Origin of the sequence: Tateyamaria armeniaca (assembly GCF_045797845.1) — a bacterium.
Taxonomy (GTDB): domain Bacteria; phylum Pseudomonadota; class Alphaproteobacteria; order Rhodobacterales; family Rhodobacteraceae; genus Tateyamaria; species Tateyamaria armeniaca.
On record NZ_JBHDIY010000002.1, the window covers coordinates 1704222 to 1728011 of the forward strand.

Consider the following 23790-nt stretch of genomic DNA (forward strand, 5'->3'; position numbering starts at 1 on the left):
CTGATCTGGAGCAACCCCATGGCCCGCGTGACCGTTGAAGACTGCGTTGACAAGGTACCAAACCGTTTCGAGCTGGTGATGCTTGCCGCCCATCGCGCGCGCGAGATATCCGCCGGTGCGCCGATCACTGTGGACCGTGACAATGACAAGAACCCGGTTGTGTCGCTGCGCGAGATCGCCGACGAGACGCAAAGCGCGGACGAGCTGCGTGAGCGCCTGATCGAGTCCAACCAGACCCAGATCGAAGTGGACGAGGCCGAAGAAGACGCCATGGCGCTTCTCATGGGCACCGAAGCGGACAAGCCTGACGAAGACAGCATGTCCGAAGAGATGCTTCTGCGTCAGCTGATGGCAGCGCAAGGCCAGGGTTAACCCTTAGAATTCAGGTTTTGGGCCGCATGATCTCCGACGACGATCTGATCGCACTGGTCCGAAACTACAATCCAAAAACGAACGAAGCGCTGATCCGCGCAGCCTACAAGTTTGGCGGCGAGATGCACGAGGGCCAAAAGCGCCACTCGGGTGAACCCTATTTCACCCATCCCGTCGCCGTGGCCGCGATCCTGACGGAACAGCAACTGGATGATGCGACCATCATCACGGCCCTGTTGCACGACACGATCGAAGACACCAAGGCCAGCTACAAAATGGTGTCCGACACCTTTGGTGAAGAGATTGCCAAACTGGTGGACGGTGTCACCAAGCTGACCAATCTGCAACTGAGCAGTGTCGAGACCAAGCAGGCCGAAAACTTTCGCAAGCTGTTCATGGCCATGTCCAAAGACATGCGCGTCATCCTCGTCAAACTCAGCGACCGTCTGCACAACATGCGCACCATCCGATCGATGCGCCCTGAAAAGCAGTTGCAAAAGGCGCGCGAGACGATGGACATCTTTGCCCTGCTTGCGGGCCGCATGGGGATGCAGTGGATGCGCGAAGAGCTTGAGGATCTGGCCTTCAAGGTGCTCAACCCCGAAGCCCGGTCGTCGATCATCCGCCGCTTTATCACCATGCAGCGCGAAACCGGCGATGTGATCCAGCGCATCACGGGCGATATGCGCCGCGAGATGGAAAAGGCGGGCATCGAAGCCGAAGTGTTTGGCCGAGCCAAGAAACCCTATTCGATCTGGCGCAAGATGCAGGAAAAGGACCAGTCGTTTTCCCGCCTGTCCGACATTTACGGTTTCCGCGTCATCACCGAGGCCGAAGAAGACTGCTATCGCACCCTTGGTGCCATCCATCAGCGCTGGCGTGCGGTGCCGGGTCGCTTCAAGGACTATATCAGCCAGCCCAAGACCAACGGATATCGCTCTATCCACACCACGGTGTCGGGGCGCGACGGCAAGCGGGTCGAGGTGCAGATCCGCACTGGCCAGATGCACGACGTGGCCGAAACAGGTGTGGCCGCACACTGGTCCTATCGCGACGGGGTACGGGGCAAGAACCCCTTTGCCGTTGATCCGGCCAAGTGGATCGCGCAACTGACCGAACAGTTTGACGGCGAGGACGATCACGAGGATTTCCTCGAAGCCGTGAAACTTGAGATGTATTCCGACCAGGTGTTCTGCTTTACCCCCAAGGGTGAGGTGGTGAAATTGCCGCGCGGCGCGACGCCCATCGATTTCGCCTATGCGATCCACACCCGCATCGGCAACGCCTGTGTCGGGGCCAAGGTTGACAACATGCGCGTGCCGCTCTGGACCCGGATCAAGAACGGGCAGTCGGTGGACATCATCACGGCCGAGGGGCAGACGCCGCAGACGACATGGCTGGAAATCGCAACCACCGGCAAGGCCAAGACGGCAATCCGGCGCAGCTTGCGCGAAGCGGATCGCGAACGGTTCATCACGCTGGGTCGTGAACTGGCCCGCTCCGCCTTTGCACATGTGCGCAAAAAGGCGACGGACAAGGCGCTTGAAGCGGCGGCCAAACAATTGCGCCTTGGCAGTGCGGACGAAGTGCTGGCCCGTCTTGGATCGGCTGAACTGACGGGCCGCGAAGTTGTGCAGGCGATCTATCCCGATCTTCAAGCCAAACCGGGCAAGGTTGTCGATGCGCGCCGCGCGGTCATCGGCCTGTTGCCGGGCCAGAAATTCGAGCGCGCCAAATGTTGCGAACCGTTGCCGGGAGAGCGCATCGTCGGCATCACCTTTCGTGGTCAGGGCGTGGTTGTGCACGCCATCGATTGTGCCCGGCTGGTCGATTACGAGAACCAACCGGACCGCTGGCTGGATCTGCACTGGCACGATGGCAGCCACGCGGCAGTCTACGGCGCGACCCTGGATGTGACCATCGGCAATGACGCAGGCGTGTTGGGACGAATTTGCACATTGATTGGCGAGACGCAGGCCAATATCTCGGACTTGGAATTTATGGATCGCAAACCTGACTTTTACCGTTTGCTGATCTATGTCGAGTTGCGAGACGCACAGCATCTTCACACATTGGTGGGGGCGCTTGCGGCGGAAAGTGATGTAGCGGCGATTGAGCGTCATCGTCAGCCTGTGCCTGTCGAGGCGCATGCGGCGTCTTCGGCTCAGACCGCTTAGGGAAGGCGAGACATTGGTGTTCAAGCGCCGCGACCCCAAGCCGATCCTTCGGTCGATGCTGGAGCTTGTCTGGCCGCGTGGCGGTTGGGCGCGTGCGTTTCAGTACGTCAATCACCGGGTGCGCCGCCTGCCGGACACGCCGGAAAAGATCGCGCGGGGCATCTGGGCTGGCGTGTTCACTGCTTTTACTCCGTTTTATGGCGTGCACTTCGTGATCGCCGCAGCAATTGCAACGGCAATGCGTGGCAATATCCTTGCCAGTCTCATGGCCACATTCTTTGGCAATCCGCTGACCTATGTGCCCATCGGTCTGGTCGCCCTGCAAACCGGGCACTGGTTGCTGGGCACTGAAATGTCGGAAGGCACTGAACGATCCTTCAGCGGCAAGTTCGTGGATGCCGGTGGCGATCTTTGGCAGAACCTCAAGCATGTGATCATGGGCGAGCCGCGCGACTGGGCCGGGTTGGCGACGTTTTATGACGAGATTTTCTTTCCCTATCTGGTCGGTGGCATCATTCCTGGCGTCATCGCAGCCACGGTTTGTTACTATCTGTCGGTCCCGGTGATCCGCGCCTATCAGCACCGCCGCAAGGGCGCGATCAAGGCCAAGTTCGAGAGTCTGAAGGCCAAGGCGGCGGCCAAAGCCATCGAGCGCAAGAAAAAGGCGGATTAGGCACCCGCCCGATTGGTACAATAAATCGGGTCTGTCAGCATTTTCAGCGCGCCCCTGCCGCATTAGAATGGCAGCACGCGATATGAGAGGAATCTGCCATGACCCGTCCTGTTGGCCCTTTGCGCCTTGGTGTGAACATCGACCACGTGGCCACTGTCCGCAATGCGCGGGGCGGTGACACGCCAGACCCTTTGCGTGCGGCGCGCATCGCTGAAATCGCTGGTGCGGACGGGATCACCGCGCATTTGCGCGAAGACCGCCGCCATATTTCAGATGCAGACATCGAGGGGCTGATGAAGGTTCTGAACGTGCCCCTGAACTTTGAAATGGCCGCCACGGACGAGATGCAGGCCATTGCCCTGCGCCACAAACCCCATGCTGTCTGCATCGTACCCGAAAAACGCGAGGAACGCACAACCGAGGGCGGCCTTGAGGTCGCACGCGAGGAAAACCGCCTTGCCCATTTTATCGCACCCTTGCGGGACGCCGGGTGTCGCGTGTCGATCTTTATCGCGGCGGATGAGCGCCAGATCGAGGCGGCGCACCGGATCGGGGCGCAAGTGATCGAGTTGCATTCCGGCGCCTATTGCGACGCCCATCACGAAGGCCGGTTTGAGGATCGAGACCGCGAACTGGAAGCAATGCGCCAGATGAGCACCTTTGCCCACGACCTTGGCCTTGAGGTCCATGTGGGCCACGGCCTGACCTATGAAACCGTAAAACCTGTCGCCACCTTTCCCGAGGTGATGGAGTTGAACATCGGGCACTTCCTGATTGGCGAGGCGATCTTTCGCGGGTTGGACCCGGCCATTCGCGAGATGCGCCGCCTGATGGATGAAGCACGAGAGGCAACCGCAGCATGAGGACACTTGCCGCTCTTCTACTCATTCTGATCTGGACCACACCGCTGCGCGCGCAGGACGGTTGGCCCAACCTCGATCTGCTCTTGGGTTCGACGCTGGCCCCCGGACAACAGCTGGCCCGCTCATTCTGGTTGCCGGATTCAAGCGATCCCGCACAGGCGCAGCAGGCCATCGGTGTCGTCTATCCCATCATTCAGGGCGCTGCGGGCAACACGGGCATCGTTGTCGGCCATTTTGTCCGGGTGGACGGCGGGGCGTGGGGCTTTGCCGGGCAGGTGCCGGAGCTGTTTGGTCACGATCCGCGGGATGCGGCCTTTGTGCCCGGGGCGGTGCAACTGACCACCACAATGCTTGGCCCGAATGAACCGCGCTGTTGTCCGACGATGCCGGTGCGCTGGCAGATCGATCTGACGACCAAACAGGCCCAGCGTCTGAATTGAAGGAGGCTCTGCCGATGATCCAACCCGCGAAAGCAGCCCGATGATACGGCATTGCGTGATGCTGCGCCTTGCCCGCAAGGCCGACCGGACCAAGCTGGATCGCGTCATGCTGGCGCTTGGTAAACTTGTCGACCGGCTGGACGGGTGCAGCAACTTTTGTGCAGGCCCAAATCGCGATTTCGAGGACAAGTCGCCCGATATCGCCTACGGCTTCACGCTTGATGCCCACGACGCCAAGGCGCTTGCAGCCTATGCCGTCCATCCCGAGCATCAGGCACTGGGCGCAAAACTGGTCGATTTATGCGAGGGCGGGTCGGCTGGCATCATCGTCTATGATATCGAGGTCGGTCCGTGATCCTTGGCATCGGCACGGATCTTGCCAACATCGAGCGGATCGAACGCACCCTTGAGCGGTTTGGCGACAGGTTTCGCAATCGGGTCTTTACCGACATCGAACAGGCCAAGGCGGAACGGCGGGCCGACACCCCCGGCACCTATGCCAAACGCTGGGCCGCGAAAGAGGCGTGTTCCAAGGCGCTGGGCACGGGATTGCGCATGGGGATCGCGTGGAAGGACATGGCCGTCACCAATCTGAGGACCGGGCAGCCTGTGATGCATGTCACTGGCTGGGCTGCGGAACGTCTGGCCGACATGACACCCGAAGGCTACGAGGCGATTATTCACGTCACCCTCACCGATGATCACCCCTGGGCGCAGGCATTTGTTCTGATCGAAGCACGCCCGACAGGGTCTGACGCGGCGTAGCTGCACCTTCGCACCAACGCCCATTGCCTTGACAGCGATAGCGCGCACCCGCATGTACCCTTGAAAACATGATCGAGCAGGAGCGCCAAATGGCCGCCAAGGAAAAAAGAAGGTGGTGTGGTCGATACGATCAAGACCATCGTTTACGCGCTGCTGATTGCCGGGGTGTTTCGCACCCTGTTTTTCCAACCGTTCTGGATTCCGTCCGGGTCGATGAAGGAAACGCTGCTGATCGGCGATTTCCTGTTCGTGAACAAGATGGCCTATGGCTATTCCTATGCATCCTGCCCGTCGATCCCGTTTCTGGGCATTGATGCGAAATCCATCTGCGGGTTTCTGGATGGTGACAATACGCGCGTTCTGGCAGGTGAGCCTGAGCGGGGCGATGTCGTTGTCTTTCGCCATCCCATTTCCGGGTCTGACTTCATCAAACGTCTGGTCGGGCTGCCCGGCGACACCGTGCAGGTCAAGGACGGTGTCGTGATCCTGAACGGCGAACCGCTGCCGCAGGAACCCGCCGGCACTTTCACCGAAGTCTTTGAGCGGCAAGGCCCGCAGGGTCTGACGCCGCGCTGTGAAAGCGGCGCTGTCGGGCAGGGGGCCAATTGCACCAAATCCCGCTTTGTCGAAACCTTTCCCGATGGGTCCTCACACGTGGTGCTGAACGTGACCGTACAGGGGTCTGACAACACGTCCGTCTTCCGGGTGCCGGAGGGCGAGTATTTCTTTATGGGCGACAATCGCGACAATTCATCCGACAGCCGCCTTGCGCAACTGGCGGGTGGAGTCGGGTTTGTGCCGTATGAAAATCTCATCGGGCGCGCGGATCGCATCATGTTCTCGTCCGCGGGCCGGTCGATGCTGTTCTTCTGGACGTGGCGCGGGGATCGGTTCTTTAAGGGGATCGAGTGAAGCTGGGCGCGGATCTGCAGGCCTTTGAGGCGCGCATCGGGCATCATTTTGCCAAGCCCGATCTGCTGATCGAGGCGGTGACCCACGCCTCAATGTCCTCGCCCACGCGCAGCGACAATCAACGGATGGAATTTCTGGGCGACAGGGTGTTGGGGCTGGTGATGGCCGAGGCGCTGCTGGCCGCTGATACAGGGGCCGCCGAAGGCACGCTTGCCCCACGCTTCAATGCTTTGGTGCGCAAGGAAACCTGCGCGGATGTCGCGCGCGAAATCGGCCTGGGGGATGTGTTGCGGCTGGGCCGGTCCGAGATGATGTCGGGCGGGCGGCGCAAGCAGGCCCTGCTTGGGGATGCCGCCGAAGCGGTCATTGCCGCCGTCTATCTTGATGCCGGTTTCGAAGTGGCCCGCGCGTTGATCGTGCGCCTATGGGGGGATCGGATCACCCGGGTCGAGGACGATGCGCGTGACGCCAAGACCGCCTTGCAGGAATGGGCCCAGGCGCGTGGTCTGACACCGCCAAAATACGTCGAAACGGCACGGTCCGGTCCGGATCATGCCCCCGTCTTTACGATTTCTGCACAGCTTGATGGTGGTGAAACCGCGCATGCCACCGCCGGATCAAAACGCGAGGCCCAGCAAGCGGCCGCCAAGGCCCTTCTGGCCCAATTGGAGCAAGATACATGAGCACCCGCGCCGGTTTCGTCGCCCTGATCGGAGAGCCCAATGCGGGCAAGTCTACCCTGCTCAATCGCATGGTCGGGGCCAAGGTCAGCATTGTAACCCATAAGGTACAGACCACGCGCGCCCGCATTCGTGGTGTGGCGATGGAGGGTGACAGCCAGATCGTTTTTGTCGACACGCCCGGCCTGTTCCAACCGCGCCGCCGTCTGGACCGCGCCATGGTTGCCGCCGCCTGGGGTGGTGCCGCAGATGCGGATGTTGTTGTGTTGATGATCGAGGCGCATCGCGGCCTCAGCGAAGGGGTCGGTCGCATCCTTGAGGGTCTTGCCGATATCGGCAAGGGGCGCACGGTCGCGCTGGCGATCAACAAGATCGACCGTGTGGAGGCTCCGGTTCTGCTGGGCCTCGCCGACAAGCTGAATGCCGAGTACGACTTTGCCGAGACGTTCATGATTTCCGCCGAAAAGGGACATGGCGTGGATACGTTGCGCCAATGGCTTGCGGGGCAAGTGCCGGAGGGACCGTGGCTGTACCCCGAGGATCAGATTGCCGATCTGCCGATGCGCATGATCGCTGCTGAGATGACCCGCGAAAAGCTGACTCTGCGCCTGCATCAGGAACTGCCTTACCAACTGACGGTCGAGACGGAGAGTTGGGAAGAGCGCAAGGATGGTTCGGCCCGTGTAGATCAGATCATCTACGTCAGCCGCGATGGCCACAAGGGCATCGTGCTGGGCAACAAGGGCGAGACGATCAAGTCTGTGAGCCAGTCTGCGCGTGCCGAGTTGACCGAGTTTCTGGGCCGCAAGGTGCATCTGTTCCTGCAGGTCAAAGTGCGCGAGAAATGGCAGGAAGAGGCCGAGCGCTATTCCGAAATGGGGCTGAACTTCAAAGATGGAAATGCCTGAAACATCTGCCATCCGGCCGTCCGGGCGGGATTTTTTTAAATCAGAGAAGCCATGGCGCGTCTGACGTCGAGGTTTTGGGTGGATGCGTATCTGGCGCGGTTGCGGTTTGCCGATATCCCCGCCTTTGTCGTGGCCCATGGTGATGACACCGGCGGGGCCGTTCTGGTGAAGTTGAACACGCTTGATGGGCAGGCGACCCTGTTCCAGCGGTCATTCGATCTGATGACGGATACGCGCGTCTGGGCTGAACTGGCGAGCGGGCCAGAGCGGGACGTTGATGATGCAGTGACCCGCCAACGCGGGTTTGACCCGGATGTTTGGGTGATCGAAGTCGAGGATCGGCAGGGGCGTCATCTGCTGGATCAGGACGGGTTGGCCTGACATGGAGTGGCGCGGCACAGCAATTCTGCTGAGTGTGCGCCGACACGGCGAAAGCAGCGCAATCATCGACGTGTTCAGCGAGGAAAGAGGGCGTCACGCCGGTGTTGTCCGTGGCGGCACCAGCCGCAAGATCGCCCCCATTCTGCAACCGGGTGCCCAGTTGGACGTGGCGTGGCGCGCACGGCTCGAAGACCATATCGGTGCTTTCACGGTTGAGCCTATGCGCAGCCGTGCTGCCCTTGTCATGGGGGATCGCCTTGCGCTGGCGGGCTTGAATGCTGTCACCGGATTGCTGAGCTTCTGTCTGCCCGAACGCGAAGCACATGGGCCCCTTTATCGCCGTACAGAGCAGCTGCTTGACCTGTTGGGGCAGAACGAGGTCTGGCCGCTTGCCTACCTGCGTTGGGAGGTCGCGTTGCTGGAGGAGATGGGTTTTGGCCTTGATCTGAGCACATGTGCGGTGACGGGCGGGACCGAAGATCTGATCTATGTCTCGCCCAAGAGCGGGCGGGCCGTGTCGCGTGCGGGGGCAGGGGTGTGGGCAGACCGGCTGTTGCCGCTTCCGGATGTGCTGCGCGGGCGGGGGGATGCGCCGGACGTGGAGGTGGCGCAGGCGCTTGAGACAACCGGTTACTTTCTGGCCAACCACCTTGCGCCGGATCTGGGCAACCGCCCAGTCCCGGATGCGCGGGCGCGGTTCGTGGATGCCTTTACTCGGACGCTGTGAACACCATCTCGCCACCCGCGTCATTGGCCATGACCATACCATCGTCGCCCAGGACAACGCGCGTCATGGCGCCGACGGTTTGAAAGAACGCATCTTCGGCTTCAAGATCGGGGCAGGCGACTTTTGTCGCGGCAATCGGGCCGGTTTCGAACCATGGGTAGGGCAGGGTGTTGGTGAAGGTGAATCTGTTGCACGGGGCTTGTCCCGAGACCTGTCCGTCTTCACCGAAAACAAGGGTCGCTCGTGCTGCAAAAGGGGCGCCGTTTTGTGAAACAAGTGTCCATGTGACACCGGACGCGCCGTAGGCTGCCACCGTTTCGTCCGACTGGCAGGCTGGGATCAGCCCAAGCAGGGCAAGCCCAAGCAACCGCATCACTTGAGCGCCATCACCAGATCAACCAGCGCGGCAAACGCAACCAGCGCATCACCGTCATCGTTTTTCATCTGCTTGAGGCCCACAAGCGCGCCATAGGCCGCCTTGGCAAAGTCCTCATTGTCGACCCCGATGCCCTTCATCAATCCAACCAGCCGCTTCAGACGGGCCGCATCCACCGATGCAATTGTCTTGGCCACGGATTTTTCGGACTGCGCCCACGCGCGCAATGCCGGACCGGCCTTGTCGCCCTGAACGGTCTGACCAAATCGAATCATCTTGTCTGTGTCTGACCCTTCCATGGCCGCATCCTCGGCCAGTTGGGTCATGGCGCGATCCTTCCATTCCGCCAGCAACGCGGCTTGAAATGCGGGCACATCCTTGAAGTGCCAATAGAACGATCCTTTGGAGGTTTTCAGGTGTCGTGACAGCGGTTCTGCGCGCAATGCCAGCGGCCCAGTGGCCGTCAGTTGAGCGAGACCGGCTTCGATCCATGCAGCGGGGGAGAGAGGTGCTTTTGCCATAACCCCGCGATACGTCCAAGTATGCTGCGGTGCAACACAAAGCAGCACAACCAGAAGTTTTGAGCGCTTTGCCGCACATTGGCGACGCTTGATCGCCTATCAGGTGGGCGGGTTATGTCACGGCCCGCAGGTCGCTTGGCACGCGCGTCCGGAGGGAGGCGTATGTTCGAAAGCTAGTGCTGATCCTCTTTGGTGATGCCGTGCCGCTACAGCGCAAGTTCCGACCAGACGGCCAGCCCCACAACGAGCAACATCGAACCGGCCATCGCGAAATTGATCAGCTTTTGCCGCTCGGGCGCGAGGTCAAGCGCCTTGAGGCGCACCCCGAACCAGACCCAGATCACGTGGATGGGCACCCAGATGGCATTTACGATCAGCAGCTTCCAGATCGCCTCGGCCACCAGTGCGTCGGGCATGATGGCAAAGCCCGAAAACAGGGCTGTGTTTACCGCGTAGGCCTTGGGGTTGATGGGTTGCAGCAGGATTCCTGCAAGAACGCCCGGTTCGTTTTTTGCAGGTGAAAAGGCCAGTTTCGACCCGGCCAGCGCGATGCGCATCGCGAGATAAAACAGATACGCGGTCGAGAGCACAAACAGGATCGTGCGCACCACCGGATTGGCCAGCACAAGTGCGGCAAGCCCCGAGACCACGGCCAGAATGACGAGATTGTTGCCGATGAACAGGCCCAGCACATAGCGCAGGCCCGACCGCAGACCATAGGCCGCACCAACCCCGGCCGCAGACAGAACTCCGGGCCCGGGTGTGATGATTAGGAAAAAGACAGCGGCAGCAAAGGTCAGCATCCGCGCACTTTGGACGTTTTGGCGCGCGCGTCAATCAGGGGGAGTGCGAAGGAGCTACCGCAGTTCTTTGGATCGAAGTGGCGAGGCCCTTAGCCCAACAACCGCCGAGCAATCACCTGCGCCTGAATCTCGGCCGCGCCTTCAAAGATGTTGAGGATGCGCGCATCGCACAGCACTCGGCTGATCTTGTATTCCAGAGCAAACCCGTTGCCGCCATGGATTTGCAGCCCGTTGTCCGCCGCCGCCCACGCCACGCGTGCGCCAAGCAACTTGGCCATGCCCGCTTCGACATCACAGCGTCGGCCCTCATCCTTTTCGAAGGCCGAGAAGTAGGTCAACTGGCGTGCGACCATAATTTCCACGGCCATCATCGCCAGCTTGTTAGCCACACGCGGGAACGCAATCAGGGATTTGCCAAATTGCTTGCGATCAATCGCGTATTGCATCGAGATATCGAGGGCGGATTGTGCCACACCGATAGCGCGGGCAGCCGTCTGAATACGGGCGGATTCAAACGTCTCCATCAGCTGTTTGAAACCCTTGCCCTCTTCCCCGCCCAGCAGGTTCTCGCCCTTGATCGCAAAACCGTCAAAGGCCAGTTCGTATTCCTTCATGCCGCGATAGCCGAGCACCTCGATCTCTCCGCCGGACATGCCATCGGTTGGAAACGGATTTGCGTCATCGCCCGGCGTCTTTTCAGCCAGGAACATCGAAAGGCCCTTGTAGTCGGTCGTGTCGGGATCGGTGCGCGCCAGCAACGTCATCACATGGGTGCGGGCCGCATGGGTGATCCATGTCTTGTTGCCGGTGACGGTGTAATCGCCATTTTCCGTTTTCTGGGCGCGAGTGCGCAGCGCGCCAAGGTCAGAGCCGGTATTGGGCTCCGTGAACACAGCCGTCGGCAGCGTTTCGGCGCTGGCAAGGCGTGGCAGCCACTTGGCTTTCTGTTCGTCGGTGCCGCCCGCAATGATCAACTCTGCCGCGATTTCGCTGCGCGTGCCAAGAGAGCCGACGCCGATGTAGCCGCGCGACAACTCTTCGCTCACCACGCACATCGACGCTTTGGACAGGCCAAAGCCGCCGAACTCTTCGGGAATTGTCAGGCCGAACACGCCCATTTCGGCAAGTTCCTCGATCACCTCCATGGGGATCAGTTCGTCGTTGAGGTGCCAGTCATGGGCAAAGGGTTCGACTTTCTCGACCGCGTAGCGGCGGAACTGTTCGCGGATCATTTCCAGTTCTTCATCCAGTCCGCTGGCCCCGACTGTGATTTCGGCGCTGCGTTCCTGCATCAACTCGACAAGGCGGATCTGTGCGGCTTGGGTGTTCCCGTGCTGGGTCAATGTCATGACAGCCGGGTCCATCATCCCGCGCATGTCATCCTGGCTGAGCCCCATGTCCTGAAGGCGCAGAACTTCGCCCTGATTCATCGGGATGCCGCCATAGACCTGCCAGAGGTATTCGCCGAACGCGATCTGGAGGATCAGGGCCTCGACCTCAGTAAATCTGGACTGTTCGTTGAGGTCGCTGGCCCATTTGTGCATCTGGCGCAGCGATTGGGCATATGTGGCCAGCCAGGCAAGGCCGTGCGCTGCAGTCTGATTCTGCTCGACAAGGGCGGCGGACACGCGGCCATCCACGCTCAGCTCCGCGCGCAGGCGGGTCCGGGCAAGTTCGGTGATTGCCTCGACGGGTGCAATTGCAGCGCCGGTCAACGCCAGCAGATCATCCAGCAAAACGGGGGCTGCGGTGCCCATATCCTGTCCATCATGTGCCATGGCTTTGCTCCTCATTTCGGCTTGGCGCTCTGGTATCTACTTTGCAGGTGCAGCGCAACAAACATTCATCTGGGTGCGTCTATTTGTTCTATTCTTTCGCGCAGTTCTTTTGCAGAGCCGCGCAGACAGGCGTAAGAGGGCGTAATGGATATGTTTTTCAGCCTTCTTTCACCGCAGCTGTGGTTGATTGCCCTCAGTATCGCGGTGCTGGGGGGAATGGTCAAAGGTGTGGTGGGATTTGCCATGCCGATGGTGGTCATTTCCGGGCTGTCGACGTTCATGGAACCCGAACTTGCGCTGGCCGGATTGATCCTGCCGACGCTGGTGGCCAACGGAACGCAGGCGTTGCGGCAGGGAATCGGGCCTGCATGGGCATCTGCGCAGCGTTTCTGGGTCTACCTGGTCGTCGGGGGCGTGGTGCTGGTTGCAAGTGCGCAACTGGTGCGTGTTTTACCGATCAGTGTCATGCTGGGAATGATCGGCATCCCGGTCACCCTGTTCGCTGTGATGCAACTGATCGGATGGCGATTGTCGCTGGCGCGTCAACGCAAGGATGTTGAGGCCGGGATCGGTGCGTTTGCCGGGTTCCTGGGCGGCATCTCGGGCATTTGGGGGCCGCCCACCGTGCTGTATCTGACGGCGCTGGACACAGAAAAGACCGAACAAATGCGCGCGCAGGGGGTCATCTACGGCCTGGGGGCTGTCGCGCTTGTGGGCGCGCATATCGGGTCGGGGGTGCTGCGGGCAGAAACACTTCCGCTCAGCCTTGCGCTGATCGCGCCGGCCCTTCTGGGCCAATGGCTGGGCGGGAAAGTGTTGGACCGGATCGATCAGGCGGTTTTCAAGAAAGCCACACTGCTTGTGCTGCTGATCGTGGGGATGAACCTTATCCGGCGGTCATTGGTCGGTTAGGACGCGCGGCGCGCCACGGTCAGGCCAGACACATCTTCGATGAATGTCACGATGCGTGTCTTGATTTTTTCGTCTTCGATGGCGGCAAGCGCGTTCACGATATCAAGGCTGTTGTCGCGTTCGGCGGCTGCGTCCGGATCGGCAATGCCTTCAAAGAAGTAAGAGGTCGGCACGTCCAGAATACGCGACAGCTCAAACAGACGGCTTGCTGCAATACGGTTTGAACCGATTTCGTATTTCTGAATTTGCTGGAAAGACAGGTCGAGACGCTTGGCAACATCTGTCTGCGACATACGGCGCAGAGTTCTGATTTGTTTCAGGCGTTTTCCAACGTGGACATCGACAGGATGGGACATGAACTGGTTACCTCTGGTTGTTTCAACCAAAGTGATCGGCGATCTGTTAATTCCATTCAATTGACTAGATTTGTACATATACTACACGTCAATGTTGCATTATTGTATGATTTGTTTAACCGTAACGTATTATCAATCACCCATAGATCGCGTTTTATGACTGAATCGAAAGACAATTTCTCGACGCTGAACCAGCCGCTGCTGTTCGAGATGATTCGTTCATTCACCACGTTGGCGGAAACATTGAACCTGTCTCACGCGGTTGCTGAATTGAACAGTACGCGCCAGACCGTTCGGCGGCATATTGCCCAGCTTGAGGCGGCAAAGGGCGAAGCGCTGTTCAGACTGGAAAGCCGACAATACCACCTTACTGAGGCTGGACGCCTTGCCTTGCCCGAAGCGTTGGACCTGTTGGCCCGTGGACGATCCTGGCTTTTGGGTCAGATCAGTCACCGCAATGGCCTTGAACATGTCTATGCAGAACTGCCCGAAGGTCGGTCATTCTGGATGCAGCAGCGCCCGATGAGCGACTTGTGGTCGTTGGAGCGCCCCTTGCTGAAAGAGGCGTTTCGCGCCTGGGCGCTCTCGGATGGGCAGCTTGAGGGGAAAATTCTGCGCGATGTCAGGCCGTTTTTCATGGTTTATCGTGATTCGCCAAACGGTTGGATTTGTATCGAGATCGGCGATCAGTCGTCGTATGTGACATGGTCAGGCTGGGTCGCTGCCCGCTCCAGCATTGGCCGAAACATGAATGTTCTGCCGGGCGGAGACGACTTTGCGCATCTGATGATCTCTCCGTTCGAAGACGCTGCAACCCACCAGAACACCAGACTGGACCACATTTACACCCAGCTCAAACGCGAACCGGATGGGCCGTATCTGCCTATTTACTACCAGCGTTTACTGCTTCCGGGGCGCTTTCCTGATGGCACATTCGCCCTGATATCGGTTGTCGATCGCCACCATGATGTTGAAATCATTGGAATGGATCCCGACACCGCGCCACGGATGCCGCAGGACGTTATCATGAAAGAAGTCTCAATTATCCCAAAATTCGACTACAAATAGAAATTCTGATTTATAGTTATCTCTGTAGGTTGCCACGGAGATTAACCATGACGTTCCAATACAATTCTAAGGCCCACTTTCTGTATGCGGCCAGTCACAACGAGCTGCAGAGCATGGGCGTGACCATAACCAGTGGTTCCGATTTTGAAGAATACCGCGATTTGCTGGCGTCGGCGCGGCCGGATCATGCCCTTGGCGCACCGTTTGAACCAACGAAGTTCGAGCTGACCGAGCAGAATGCGTTGTGGATGATCGGACGCAACGAAACGGGCGACATCGTACACACTCAGGCGATGAAGACACTGCCCACACTGCACCTCAGCCTCGCGGATTATCTAAGCCGCAACCTGCGCGAATTTGAACCATCGGGCATGGACATCGATTATGGCCGGACCGTCTATCGTGCCGGGCCGGGTGCCACGCGGATGAAGGGCACAATCGTGTATCATGGTGAATTCTGGGTTGGCGGATCGCCGCGCCGGGGTGCGCTGCTGTCTCCGGTTTTGGGCAAACACGCGTTTTTGACGGCGCTGGATCACTGGCGTCCGGACTATACCTTTGGTTTTATCGCCAAGAGCCTTGCGTACAAAGGGTTCTCTGCGCGGTTCGGGTTCATGCACAACGAACCCAATGCCATCAAGTACGTCCTTGAGGGAACGGGCGATACGTTCGAAGGCACCATGGGATACATGTCAAGCGAGGACCTGCACTACGCGCTCGACCTGCCCTGTCCAGAACACATCGCCACTGCCGCGTAACGACACGATCGGTGGCTATCCGATAGCCGCCGCTTTCACGTCATCGTCGATGTGGGGCAGGTACTGTTCAAAGTTGCTCGAGAACATGTCGACCAGCTTTGTGGCCTGCCGATCGTAGGCCGCACCATTGTCCCAGGTCCGTCTGGGATCGAGCAGAATATCTGCAACGCCCGGCACGGACACCGGCACATCGAACCCAAAGTTGGGATCCTTGCGGAATTCTCCGGCCGCAAGGGTGCCGTCAAGAGCCGCGGTGAGAAGGGCGCGCGTGGCTCGGATCGGCATCCGGCTGCCCGTGCCATAGGCGCCGCCCGTCCATCCGGTGTTTACCAACCAGCAGGACGCGCCGTGTTTGGCAATCTTGTCCTGCAGCAGTTTGCCATACTCTTCGGGACGGCGCGGCATGAAAGGCGCGCCAAAGCAGGTCGAGAATGTCGGCTGAGGTTCCGTCACACCCCGTTCCGTGCCCGCCACCTTGGCCGTAAAGCCTGACAAAAAGTGATACATCGCCTGCGCTGGGGACAGACGCGCAATCGGCGGCAGCACCCCAAAGGCGTCGCAGGTCAGCATGATGATGTTCTTGGGATGACCCCCAAGCGCAGATGCAGACGCGTTCGAGATATAGTGCAGCGGGTAGGCGCAGCGCATGTTCGCCGTCAGGCTGTCGTCGTCGAAATCAAGCTCTTTGGTGTCCGGATCAAAGACCATGTTTTCGATCACCGTGCCGAATTTCTCGGTCGTTGCGTAAATCTCGGGCTCGGCCTCGCGGCTCAGGTTGATGGTCTTGGCATAGCACCCGCCTTCGAAGTTGAAGGTGCCGCGATCAGACCAGCCATGTTCGTCATCCCCGATCAATGTGCGGCCCGGATCCGCGGACAGGGTCGTCTTGCCCGTGCCTGACAGCCCAAAGAATACGGCGGTGTCGACCGGGTTGCCGTGGGCATGGTTGGCCGAGCAGTGCATCGGCATCACGCCGCGCTCGGGCAGCAGATAATTCAGTAGTGTGAACACGGACTTCTTGTTTTCACCCGCATATTCAGTGCCACCGATAAGGATCAGCTTGCGGTCAAAGTTCATCGCGATCACGGTTTCCGAACGACAGTCGTGCCGCGCGGGGTCGGCCTGAAACGAAGGGCAGTTGATGACTGTGAAATCCGCGACGAAGTCCGCGATGTCTTCGGCGTCCGGGCGGCGCAGCAGGTGCCGGATGAACAGGCCGTGCCACGCCATCTCCGTGACCATCCGCACATTGATCGCGTAAGACGGGTCCGCCCCGCCAACAAGGTCCTGTACGAAATAGTCGCGCCCGGCCATGTGGGCCTGCATGTCCTCATACAGCGCATCAAACCCCTCGGGCGACATGGAGGCGTTGTTCTCCCACCATATGTTGTCCGCGACGCTGGGTGTGTTGACCACATGTTTGTCTTTGGGAGAGCGGCCCGTAAACTTGCCGGTGGTCACCAGAAATGTGCCGCCTTTGCCCAATGTGCCTTCGCCCCGTGCAAGCGCACATTCGATCAGCGCGGGTTCGATCAGATTGTAATAGACATTGCCCAGCCCGGTCAGTCCTTGATCGTCGAGGCGGAAGTTCGGGTTAACCCGTCCAAATGTCATGTGATTGCTCCTGATGCCGCACTGTGGCGTTTCTGGTCAGAGGGTGGCCAAGGGCCCTGCACAACGACGTTGCACGCTTTGTTGGGTCATAACATGCGGATTCCAAAGGTGAACAGCCAAGCTGAACGCGTTAGCGCCATCATGCGGCAAGGTTGCGCAAACAATCCTCCGTTCACCGCGGCCATCAGCGGGAATGTGCGGCAATTTAGCCATTCCTAACCATTTTCTGGCGACAGTGAGGGGGCATTCGGCATGTGATCTCGCACTTATTGATTGATTCGAAGGCCAAAACCGGAACAATGGCGGAAAACATATAAAAAACGAGCAGCACAAGGAAACGGGCAATGTCAAAGATTGCATTGGTGGACGACGACAGGAACATCCTGACGTCTGTGTCCATGACGCTTGAAGCCGAAGGGTTTGAAGTAGAGACTTATAATGACGGGCAGGCCGCACTGGATGCCTTCAACAAGCGCCTGCCGGATATGGCGGTGCTGGACATCAAGATGCCGCGCATGGATGGCATGGATCTGTTGCAGCGTCTGCGCCAGAAAACCACCATGCCCGTGATCTTTCTGACCTCCAAGGATGATGAGATCGACGAGGTTCTGGGCCTTCGCATGGGTGCGGATGACTATGTGAAAAAGCCGTTTTCACAGCGTCTTTTGGTGGAACGCATCCGCGCGCTTCTGCGCCGTCAGGATGCGGTGGCAGGTGATATCGTCGGCGACACCGAAGAAACCAAAGTCATGGAGCGGGGTGATTTACGGATGGATCCGCTGCGTCACGCAGTGGCCTGGAAAGGCAAGGACGTCTCGTTGACAGTGACGGAATTCCTTCTGTTGCAGGCGCTCGCGCAGCGCCCTGGTTTCGTCAAGTCACGCGATCAGTTGATGGATGTGGCCTATGACGATCAGGTCTATGTGGATGACCGCACGATCGACAGCCACATCAAGCGTTTGCGCAAGAAGATGCGCAGTGCGGACGATGATTTTTCCGCGATTGAGACGCTCTATGGCATTGGCTATCGTTACAACGAAGAATAAAAGCCGCCAAAACTGGCACTGGCCGAGGGGACATTCGTGCGAGACATGAGAACCCCACCATCGCATGACGGGGACGTCGTGCTTGGGGAAGACTGGGTTGCGCCTGATACCGCAACCTCGTCCGAACTCCGCGACGATCGCGCGCGGCGCAGCATCATATCGCTGCGCGGCTCGCCTTTGGCGCGCAAGATCATCACGTTCAACCTGATTGCTCTGAACGTCCTTGTTGCTGGCATTCTGTATCTGAACTCGACCCGTGACAGCCTTGCTGTGCAGCGCATTTCGGCCCTGGTGGCGCAGGCGGAACTGGTCGCTGACGTGGTCGAAGCGCAATTACCTGCAGGCGCGCCAGTGAATCTGGCGACCGGCGATGGCGTAGATGTGGATGCCACGCTGGCGGCGCTCGATCTGCGCCGTGGCCACGAGGTGTTCGTTTTCGACACGGCAAATATGTTGATTGCCAAGAACCAGGGTACGCTGGCCCCGCTTCAGCCAGAGAGCGCTTCGGGCGAAGACCTCGCGCTGCTGACAGACGGTCTGAGCTGGCTGTGGAACGCAATATCCGGGCCTTTCGCATCCGAACCAACCGCCCCTCCGGCGATAGAAGAACAATTGCGACCGCTTGTTGCGCGTTCCATCAGCGGCGAAACCCAGGTGAGCGAAGCACTGGACGGCGCAGGTGGCGCATTGTTCAGCGTGGTCACCCCGATTGAGCAGGGTGGATCGGCGGTCGGTGTGGTTGCGTTGACCAGCGCGTCAGGCGAAATTGACGCGATGGTGCGCAGCGAGCGTGAACGCGTGCTGCAGATGTTCGTCATTGCAACACTTGTGTCCATCGGTCTCAGCCTCGTTCTGGCCTCGACCATCGCCAATCCGCTGTCGGACCTTGCCACGGCAGCCGAACTTGGCCGCGACAAGAACGCCCGCAAGGTCAATCCGGGGCGCATTCGCATTCCTGACCTCACGGCGCGTCCGGATGAAATCGGGCGCCTGTCCGGCGCACTGCGCGGCATGATCGCCGCCCTTTACAACCGGATTGATGGCAACGAACAATTCGCCGCTGATGTTGCCCACGAAATCAAGAACCCGCTCGCCTCTCTGCGCTCGGCCGTCGGGACGTTGCGGATGGTCAAGCGCGATGATCAGCGCGAAAAACTGCTGGACGTGATCGACCATGATGTGCGCAGGCTGGACCGCCTCGTCAGTGATATTTCCAACGCCTCGCGTCTGGACAGCGAACTGGTCAAGGAAGAGGAAGAGCCGTTCAACCTCTTGCATATGCTCGGCAATCTTTCCGACTATCTGGGCGAGGATGCGCGCAGCAAGGGCATCGAATTCATCTCTGACCTGCCCGCGAACCCGATAGAAGTGCAGGGTCTGGAGGCCCGGCTGGCACAGGTGTTTGTCAATCTGATCACCAACGCCATTTCGTTCTGCGAAGACGGCGATGCGATCCGCATCTGGGCACGCAAGCGCGAAAACCGGGTGCTGGTGGTCGTCGAAGACACAGGCCCCGGTATCCCGGACCAGGCGCTTACAAAGATCTTCAAACGGTTCTACTCGCAGCGCCCGGACGAGCACTTTGGCAACAACTCCGGCCTTGGCCTTGCGATCTCAAAGCAGATTGTCGAAGCGCATGGCGGTGTCATCTGGGCTGAAAACATCCGGCCCACGGATGCCGATATCACGTCCGAACCACTCGGCGCGCGCTTTGTCGTGGGTTTGCCGGTCTGATCGGCGATGGCCGAGCAAACGCGCCTTCATGCCACGTCCGTCGCCTTTGAAGGCAAGGGTGTACTGATCACCGGAGCCTCTGGACGTGGGAAATCCTCATTGGCGCTGCAATTAATGGCGCTGGGATGCACCTTGGTTTCGGATGACCAAACCGAACTCATCCGCAAAGACAACGCAATATGGGCCGCGGCACCTGCACCGATCAGGGGTTGATCGAAGCGCGCGGCGTAGGTCTGTTGCACGCCGACACAATCGAAGCCGCGATTGAAGTCGTTATTGACCTGGATCAGACCGAGCGCGACCGTCTGCCGCAGCCACATGTGGTGACGCTCCTTGGTTTAACCCTACCTTGCCTGCACAACGCTGGTACGGAGGCTTGGCCCGCCGCGATATTGCAATACCTCAAGCGGGGGCGATCAGAGCCACAATGACAACAGCCACCCCAGATGTGCGACGATTGGTGCTGGTCACCGGACCAGCGGGTGCCGGGCGGGCAAGTGCGATCCGCGCCTTGGAAGATCTGGGATACGAGGCAATCGACAACATGCCGCTGCGGCTGATCCCCGCGCTTCTTGAAAACCCGATCCCGGACAAACCTGTCGCCCTCGGAATTGATCCACGAAACCGGGATTTTTCGGTGGCATCGGTGATGGATACGCTTGGTCGCATCTCGGCCGTGCAAGGATTGGTGCCGGAACTTTTGTACCTTGATTGTCGCACCGATGTGCTGCTGAACCGGTTTTCCGAAACCCGCCGTCGCCATCCACTGGCCGAAGCGGACCGTGTCGAGGCGGGCATTCAGCGCGAGCTTGAACTGCTTGCCCCGCTGAAATCCTGCGCTGATATTCTGATCGACACCTCCGATCTGAATGTTCACCAGCTGCGTGCGGAGGTTGAGCATTGGTTTTCAAAGGGCGATCACAGTCAATTGGCCGTGTCAGTCCAAAGCTTCAGCTACAAACGCGGTTTGCCGCGCGCGGTCGATATGGTGTTTGACTGCCGGTTCCTGAGAAACCCGTTTTGGGAGCCGTCCTTGCGCGCCAGCACCGGGCAGGACACTGCGGTGCGTGACTATATCCGCACTGACCCACGCGCGAAGGAATTCGAAACAAAGCTTGCCGATATGATGTTCTGGCTGTTGCCCGCCTATCTGGCCGAAGGGAAATCGCACCTTTCTGTCGCGCTGGGATGCACGGGGGGACAACATCGTTCCGTCGCAATGGCCGAAACCTTGGGCGCGGCCCTTGCAGACGCGGGCTGGCAGGTGTCTATTCGCCACCGCGAACTGGATCGCCACAAACGAAAAGAGGCTTAAAGCTTGATCGGTATCGTGATCGTGGCCCACGGAGGGCTTGCAGGCGAATATCTACGTGCGATCGAACATGTCGTTGGCCGTCAGCCCGGCATGCGCGCTATTGCGATTGAGCCTGATCACAACCGTGCAGACAAGGAACTGGAAATCTGCGAGGCCGCAGATGCAGTCGACTCTGGCGGCGGTGTTGTGGTGGTGACCGACCTGTTCGGCGGATCCCCTTCCAACCTGAGCCTGCTGGCCTGTCGCCCCCAGAACCGTCGCATCCTTTACGGCGCGAACTTGCCCATGCTCATCAAACTCGCCAAAAGCCGCCAACTGGACGTGACGGATGCCGTGCGTTTGGCGTTGGATGCTGGCAAAAAGTACATAGACAGTCAGAATATAAGTGCAGACACATAATCCATGACGCAAACGAAGCTGGAAATCATTAATATCAAGGGCCTGCACGCGCGCGCCTCTGCCAAACTGGTCGAGGTTGTCGAGGCATTTGACGCACGCGCCACCGTCAGCAAAGATGGCATGTCTGCATCAGGCGACAGCATTATGGGGCTTTTGATGTTGGCAGCGCCGATCGGAAGTTTTATTGACATTGAGACCTCCGGTCCCGATGCGGACGCATTGGCGGAGGCCCTTACCGCCCTGGTGGCGGATAAGTTCGGGGAGGAGGCCTGAGCCGGTCCGTCGAGATTGGCAGGTCATGAGAGGTGGCAAACCTTGGTCGATAGCACGCAAAGTATGGGAAAAGCGGTAGAACCGGAGACGGTCAGCTTTGCCAAATATGACAGGCGCAGTCTGTCATACGCGTCCACCTTCGAAGACCCGTGGAAGGCTGCCTTTATCCGCGTGATGGAGGCGTTCACCGGAAAGCTGACCATTCTGCGCCTGATCCGCAAATTCGAGCGTCAGGGCGCGCCGTCAGGTCAGGCGTTTTGGCGCGCTGCACTGGACGTAATGGGGATCGAACTGACCACGCCCCGCGAACAGCTTGATCGCATTCCGAAAGATGGGCCGGTGATCGTCGTGGCCAACCACCCGCATGGGATGGTCGATGGTATGATGTTCGCCGATCTGATCGGGCGCGTGCGCCCCGATTATCGCATCCTCACCCGCTCTTTGCTGACAGCCATTGATGAGGTGGCCGGCAGCTACATGATCCCGGTGCCGTTTCCCCATGACAAGGATGCCCAGCGCAAAGGCGTCGAAATGCGCGCCAAGGCCATGGCGCACTTGAAAGAAGGTGGTGTTGTGGCCCTGTTCCCCTCGGGCGGTGTTGCCGCATCTGAAACGTGGTGGGGGGATGCGGTCGAGGGCGAGTGGGCGGTCTTTACCGCACAGCTTATCCGTCGTTCCGGTGCCACGGTCGTGCCGATGAAGTTTTTGGGCCAGAACAGCCGCGCTTACCAGATTGCCAATCAGGTGTCGCCGATGCTGCGTCAGGGCCTTTTGCTGCACGAAATCGTACACTCTTGCAATAAACCCCAAGGTCCAATTGTCGGACACCCGCTTCCACAGGAAGACGTCGAAAAGTGGAAAGACGATCCGCGCGGTTTCATGGCCTGGTTGCGTGAACATACATTGGCGCTTGAAAACTAATCCCTTGGGTATGTTGCGACGATCGGCACATGGGGTTGTCACCGCACAAGGTGCCTAACGCGTAGGTACGGGCGTGTCCCCACGATAGTCATAGAAACCGCGCTGGGTTTTGCGCCCCAGCCATCCAGCCTCGACATATTTGGTCAGCAAGGGGCAGGGGCGGTACTTGGTATCCGCCAACCCGTCGTGCAACACGTTCATGATCGCAAGACAGGTGTCCAGCCCGATGAAATCGGCCAGTTCAAGCGGGCCCATGGGATGGTTCGCGCCCAGCTTCAGGGATGAATCGATGGACGAGACTGATCCGACCCCTTCATAGAGCGTGTAGACCGCCTCGTTGATCATCGGCATCAGAATCCGGTTCACGATGAAGGCGGGAAAATCCTCGGCCGTGGCGGCAGTTTTGCCCAGTTTGTCGACCACGGCCTTGCAGGCATCAAAGGTTTCGCCGTCCGTTGCAATGCCCCGGATGAGTTCCACCAACTGCATGACCGGCACCGGGTTCATGAAATGAAAGCCCATGAATTTTTCGGGCCGGTCCGTCCGGCTGGCCAGCCGCGTGATGGAAATGGAGGACGTGTTCGACGTCAGGATCGTGTTGGATTTCAGATGTGGCAGCAGGTCTTCGAAAATGGCTTGCTTGACTGTCTCGCGCTCTGTCGCCGCCTCGATCACCAGATCGCTCTGGCCAAGTTCGGGCAGCGCACCGGTTGTCTTGATTCGCGCCATCGCGGCGGCCTTTTCGTCCGCCGTAATCTTTTCGCGGCTGACCTGGCGTTCAAGATTGCGGTCAATCGTGTCTATGGCCGACTTAAGGGTTTCTTCAGAAACATCATTCAGCAGCACGTTATAGCCTGCCAGCGACATCACATGCGCAATACCGTTGCCCATTTGACCTGCGCCCACGATTCCAACGGTTTTGATGTCCATGATCGCCCCTCTGCTCGACGCCGCACCATAGGGGCAGCCAGCGGGCGGGGGCAAGGGCAGGCGTCAGCGAAGACCAAAGGTTACCATT

30 protein-coding genes are annotated in these 23790 nt (G+C 59.3%); 23 read left to right on the plus strand and 7 right to left on the minus strand.

Annotated elements, in window-relative coordinates; translation table 11 throughout:
* Positions 1-18: 18 nt before the first annotated feature.
* The 12 genes from rpoZ to recO all read left to right on the plus strand — a co-directional run bounded on the left by rpoZ (position 19) and on the right by recO (position 8898).
* A complete protein-coding gene (gene rpoZ / locus ACERZ8_RS08615; protein ID WP_407591816.1) occupies positions 19-372 on the plus strand; it encodes a DNA-directed RNA polymerase subunit omega in 354 nt (117 codons plus the stop codon).
* 26 nt (positions 373-398) lie between these two features.
* Entirely contained in the window at positions 399-2549 is a 2151-nt protein-coding gene (locus ACERZ8_RS08620; protein ID WP_407591817.1) for a RelA/SpoT family protein, read from the plus strand.
* Between the two features lie 13 nt (positions 2550-2562).
* Positions 2563-3222, plus strand: a complete 660-nt coding sequence (locus tag ACERZ8_RS08625; RefSeq protein ID WP_407594221.1) for a DUF2062 domain-containing protein — start codon at positions 2563-2565, stop codon at positions 3220-3222.
* A gap of 98 nt (positions 3223-3320) precedes the next feature.
* A complete protein-coding gene (locus ACERZ8_RS08630) occupies positions 3321-4085 on the plus strand; it encodes a pyridoxine 5'-phosphate synthase (RefSeq protein WP_407591818.1) in 765 nt (254 codons plus the stop codon).
* On the plus strand, positions 4082-4525 hold the full coding sequence (locus ACERZ8_RS08635) for a hypothetical protein (protein WP_407591819.1): 444 nt from the start codon (positions 4082-4084) through the stop codon (positions 4523-4525). Before ACERZ8_RS08630 ends, ACERZ8_RS08635 begins: the two co-directional genes overlap by 4 nt.
* Positions 4526-4565: 40 nt before the next feature.
* Positions 4566-4880 carry a Dabb family protein gene (locus tag ACERZ8_RS08640; RefSeq protein ID WP_407591820.1) on the plus strand — a complete coding sequence of 105 codons (315 nt, stop codon included), beginning with the start codon at positions 4566-4568 and terminating at the stop codon, positions 4878-4880.
* Complete coding sequence (acpS, locus tag ACERZ8_RS08645) at positions 4877-5290, plus strand: holo-ACP synthase (RefSeq protein ID WP_407591821.1); 414 nt, start codon at positions 4877-4879, stop codon at positions 5288-5290. The genes ACERZ8_RS08640 and acpS overlap by 4 nt, the downstream gene beginning before the upstream one ends.
* Before the next feature lie 117 nt (positions 5291-5407).
* Entirely contained in the window at positions 5408-6202 is a 795-nt protein-coding gene (gene lepB, locus ACERZ8_RS08650) for a signal peptidase I (RefSeq protein WP_407591822.1), read from the plus strand.
* The gene (rnc, locus tag ACERZ8_RS08655; RefSeq protein WP_407591823.1) at positions 6199-6885 is read left to right on the plus strand and encodes a ribonuclease III; all 687 of its coding nucleotides are present in this window, start codon (positions 6199-6201) and stop codon (positions 6883-6885) included. Before lepB ends, rnc begins: the two co-directional genes overlap by 4 nt.
* A complete protein-coding gene (gene era, locus ACERZ8_RS08660) occupies positions 6882-7790 on the plus strand; it encodes a GTPase Era (RefSeq protein WP_407591824.1) in 909 nt (302 codons plus the stop codon). Before rnc ends, era begins: the two co-directional genes overlap by 4 nt.
* 51 nt (positions 7791-7841) lie before the next feature.
* Positions 7842-8171, plus strand: coding sequence for a DUF1491 family protein (locus ACERZ8_RS08665; protein WP_407591825.1), 330 nt, complete (start codon positions 7842-7844; stop codon positions 8169-8171).
* A gap of 1 nt (position 8172) precedes the next feature.
* Positions 8173-8898: a DNA repair protein RecO gene (recO, locus tag ACERZ8_RS08670; protein WP_407591826.1), complete on the plus strand. Its 726-nt coding sequence runs from the start codon at positions 8173-8175 to the stop codon at positions 8896-8898.
* Here recO and ACERZ8_RS08675 read toward each other — a convergent pair.
* The 4 genes from ACERZ8_RS08675 to ACERZ8_RS08690 form a co-directional block, all read right to left on the minus strand.
* Positions 8882-9271 carry an META domain-containing protein gene (locus tag ACERZ8_RS08675; RefSeq protein WP_407591827.1) on the minus strand — a complete coding sequence of 130 codons (390 nt, stop codon included), beginning with the start codon at positions 9269-9271 and terminating at the stop codon, positions 8882-8884. The two genes, recO and ACERZ8_RS08675, sit on opposite strands and share 17 nt — an antisense overlap.
* Entirely contained in the window at positions 9271-9795 is a 525-nt protein-coding gene (locus ACERZ8_RS08680) for a TetR/AcrR family transcriptional regulator (RefSeq protein WP_407591828.1), read from the minus strand. Before ACERZ8_RS08680 ends, ACERZ8_RS08675 begins: the two co-directional genes overlap by 1 nt.
* A gap of 206 nt (positions 9796-10001) precedes the next feature.
* Complete coding sequence (locus ACERZ8_RS08685; protein WP_407591829.1) at positions 10002-10598, minus strand: LysE family translocator; 597 nt, start codon at positions 10596-10598, stop codon at positions 10002-10004.
* 89 nt (positions 10599-10687) lie between these two features.
* The gene (locus ACERZ8_RS08690; RefSeq protein ID WP_407591830.1) at positions 10688-12376 is read right to left on the minus strand and encodes an acyl-CoA dehydrogenase family protein; all 1689 of its coding nucleotides are present in this window, start codon (positions 12374-12376) and stop codon (positions 10688-10690) included.
* 144 nt (positions 12377-12520) lie between these two features.
* Between ACERZ8_RS08690 and ACERZ8_RS08695 the strand changes: the two genes are divergently transcribed.
* Positions 12521-13288, plus strand: coding sequence for a TSUP family transporter (locus tag ACERZ8_RS08695; RefSeq protein WP_407591831.1), 768 nt, complete (start codon positions 12521-12523; stop codon positions 13286-13288).
* Here ACERZ8_RS08695 and ACERZ8_RS08700 read toward each other — a convergent pair.
* Entirely contained in the window at positions 13285-13644 is a 360-nt protein-coding gene (locus ACERZ8_RS08700) for a helix-turn-helix domain-containing protein (protein ID WP_407591832.1), read from the minus strand. The two genes, ACERZ8_RS08695 and ACERZ8_RS08700, sit on opposite strands and share 4 nt — an antisense overlap.
* Between ACERZ8_RS08700 and ACERZ8_RS08705 the strand changes: the two genes are divergently transcribed.
* Positions 13621-14712 carry a helix-turn-helix domain-containing protein gene (locus ACERZ8_RS08705; RefSeq protein WP_407591833.1) on the plus strand — a complete coding sequence of 364 codons (1092 nt, stop codon included), beginning with the start codon at positions 13621-13623 and terminating at the stop codon, positions 14710-14712. The genes ACERZ8_RS08700 and ACERZ8_RS08705 overlap by 24 nt on opposite strands.
* Positions 14713-14759: 47 nt before the next feature.
* Entirely contained in the window at positions 14760-15470 is a 711-nt protein-coding gene (locus ACERZ8_RS08710; protein WP_407591834.1) for a hypothetical protein, read from the plus strand.
* 15 nt (positions 15471-15485) lie between these two features.
* Here ACERZ8_RS08710 and ACERZ8_RS08715 read toward each other — a convergent pair whose 3' ends face one another.
* Positions 15486-17084, minus strand: coding sequence for a phosphoenolpyruvate carboxykinase (locus tag ACERZ8_RS08715; RefSeq protein ID WP_407591835.1), 1599 nt, complete (start codon positions 17082-17084; stop codon positions 15486-15488).
* 344 nt (positions 17085-17428) lie between these two features.
* Between ACERZ8_RS08715 and ACERZ8_RS08720 the strand changes: the two genes are divergently transcribed.
* From ACERZ8_RS08720 to ACERZ8_RS08755, 8 genes are all read left to right on the plus strand, one after another.
* On the plus strand, positions 17429-18130 hold the full coding sequence (locus tag ACERZ8_RS08720) for a response regulator transcription factor (protein WP_407591836.1): 702 nt from the start codon (positions 17429-17431) through the stop codon (positions 18128-18130).
* Positions 18131-18175: 45 nt separating this feature from the next.
* A complete protein-coding gene (locus ACERZ8_RS08725) occupies positions 18176-19864 on the plus strand; it encodes a sensor N-terminal transmembrane domain-containing protein (RefSeq protein WP_407591837.1) in 1689 nt (562 codons plus the stop codon).
* A gap of 6 nt (positions 19865-19870) precedes the next feature.
* On the plus strand, positions 19871-20077 hold the full coding sequence (locus ACERZ8_RS08730) for an HPr kinase/phosphorylase (protein WP_407591838.1): 207 nt from the start codon (positions 19871-19873) through the stop codon (positions 20075-20077).
* Positions 20044-20295, plus strand: coding sequence for a hypothetical protein (locus tag ACERZ8_RS08735; RefSeq protein WP_407591839.1), 252 nt, complete (start codon positions 20044-20046; stop codon positions 20293-20295). The genes ACERZ8_RS08730 and ACERZ8_RS08735 overlap by 34 nt, the downstream gene beginning before the upstream one ends.
* Positions 20292-21179 carry an RNase adapter RapZ gene (rapZ, locus tag ACERZ8_RS08740; RefSeq protein WP_407591840.1) on the plus strand — a complete coding sequence of 296 codons (888 nt, stop codon included), beginning with the start codon at positions 20292-20294 and terminating at the stop codon, positions 21177-21179. The genes ACERZ8_RS08735 and rapZ overlap by 4 nt, the downstream gene beginning before the upstream one ends.
* Positions 21180-21182: 3 nt before the next feature.
* The gene (locus tag ACERZ8_RS08745) at positions 21183-21578 is read left to right on the plus strand and encodes a PTS sugar transporter subunit IIA (RefSeq protein ID WP_407591841.1); all 396 of its coding nucleotides are present in this window, start codon (positions 21183-21185) and stop codon (positions 21576-21578) included.
* A 3-nt stretch (positions 21579-21581) separates the two neighbouring features.
* Positions 21582-21851, plus strand: coding sequence for an HPr family phosphocarrier protein (locus tag ACERZ8_RS08750; protein ID WP_407591842.1), 270 nt, complete (start codon positions 21582-21584; stop codon positions 21849-21851).
* A gap of 63 nt (positions 21852-21914) precedes the next feature.
* Positions 21915-22772, plus strand: a complete 858-nt coding sequence (locus ACERZ8_RS08755; protein ID WP_407591843.1) for a lysophospholipid acyltransferase family protein — start codon at positions 21915-21917, stop codon at positions 22770-22772.
* A 54-nt stretch (positions 22773-22826) separates the two neighbouring features.
* Here ACERZ8_RS08755 and ACERZ8_RS08760 read toward each other — a convergent pair whose 3' ends face one another.
* The gene (locus ACERZ8_RS08760) at positions 22827-23702 is read right to left on the minus strand and encodes a 3-hydroxybutyryl-CoA dehydrogenase (RefSeq protein ID WP_407591844.1); all 876 of its coding nucleotides are present in this window, start codon (positions 23700-23702) and stop codon (positions 22827-22829) included.
* Positions 23703-23790: the final 88 nt, after the last annotated feature.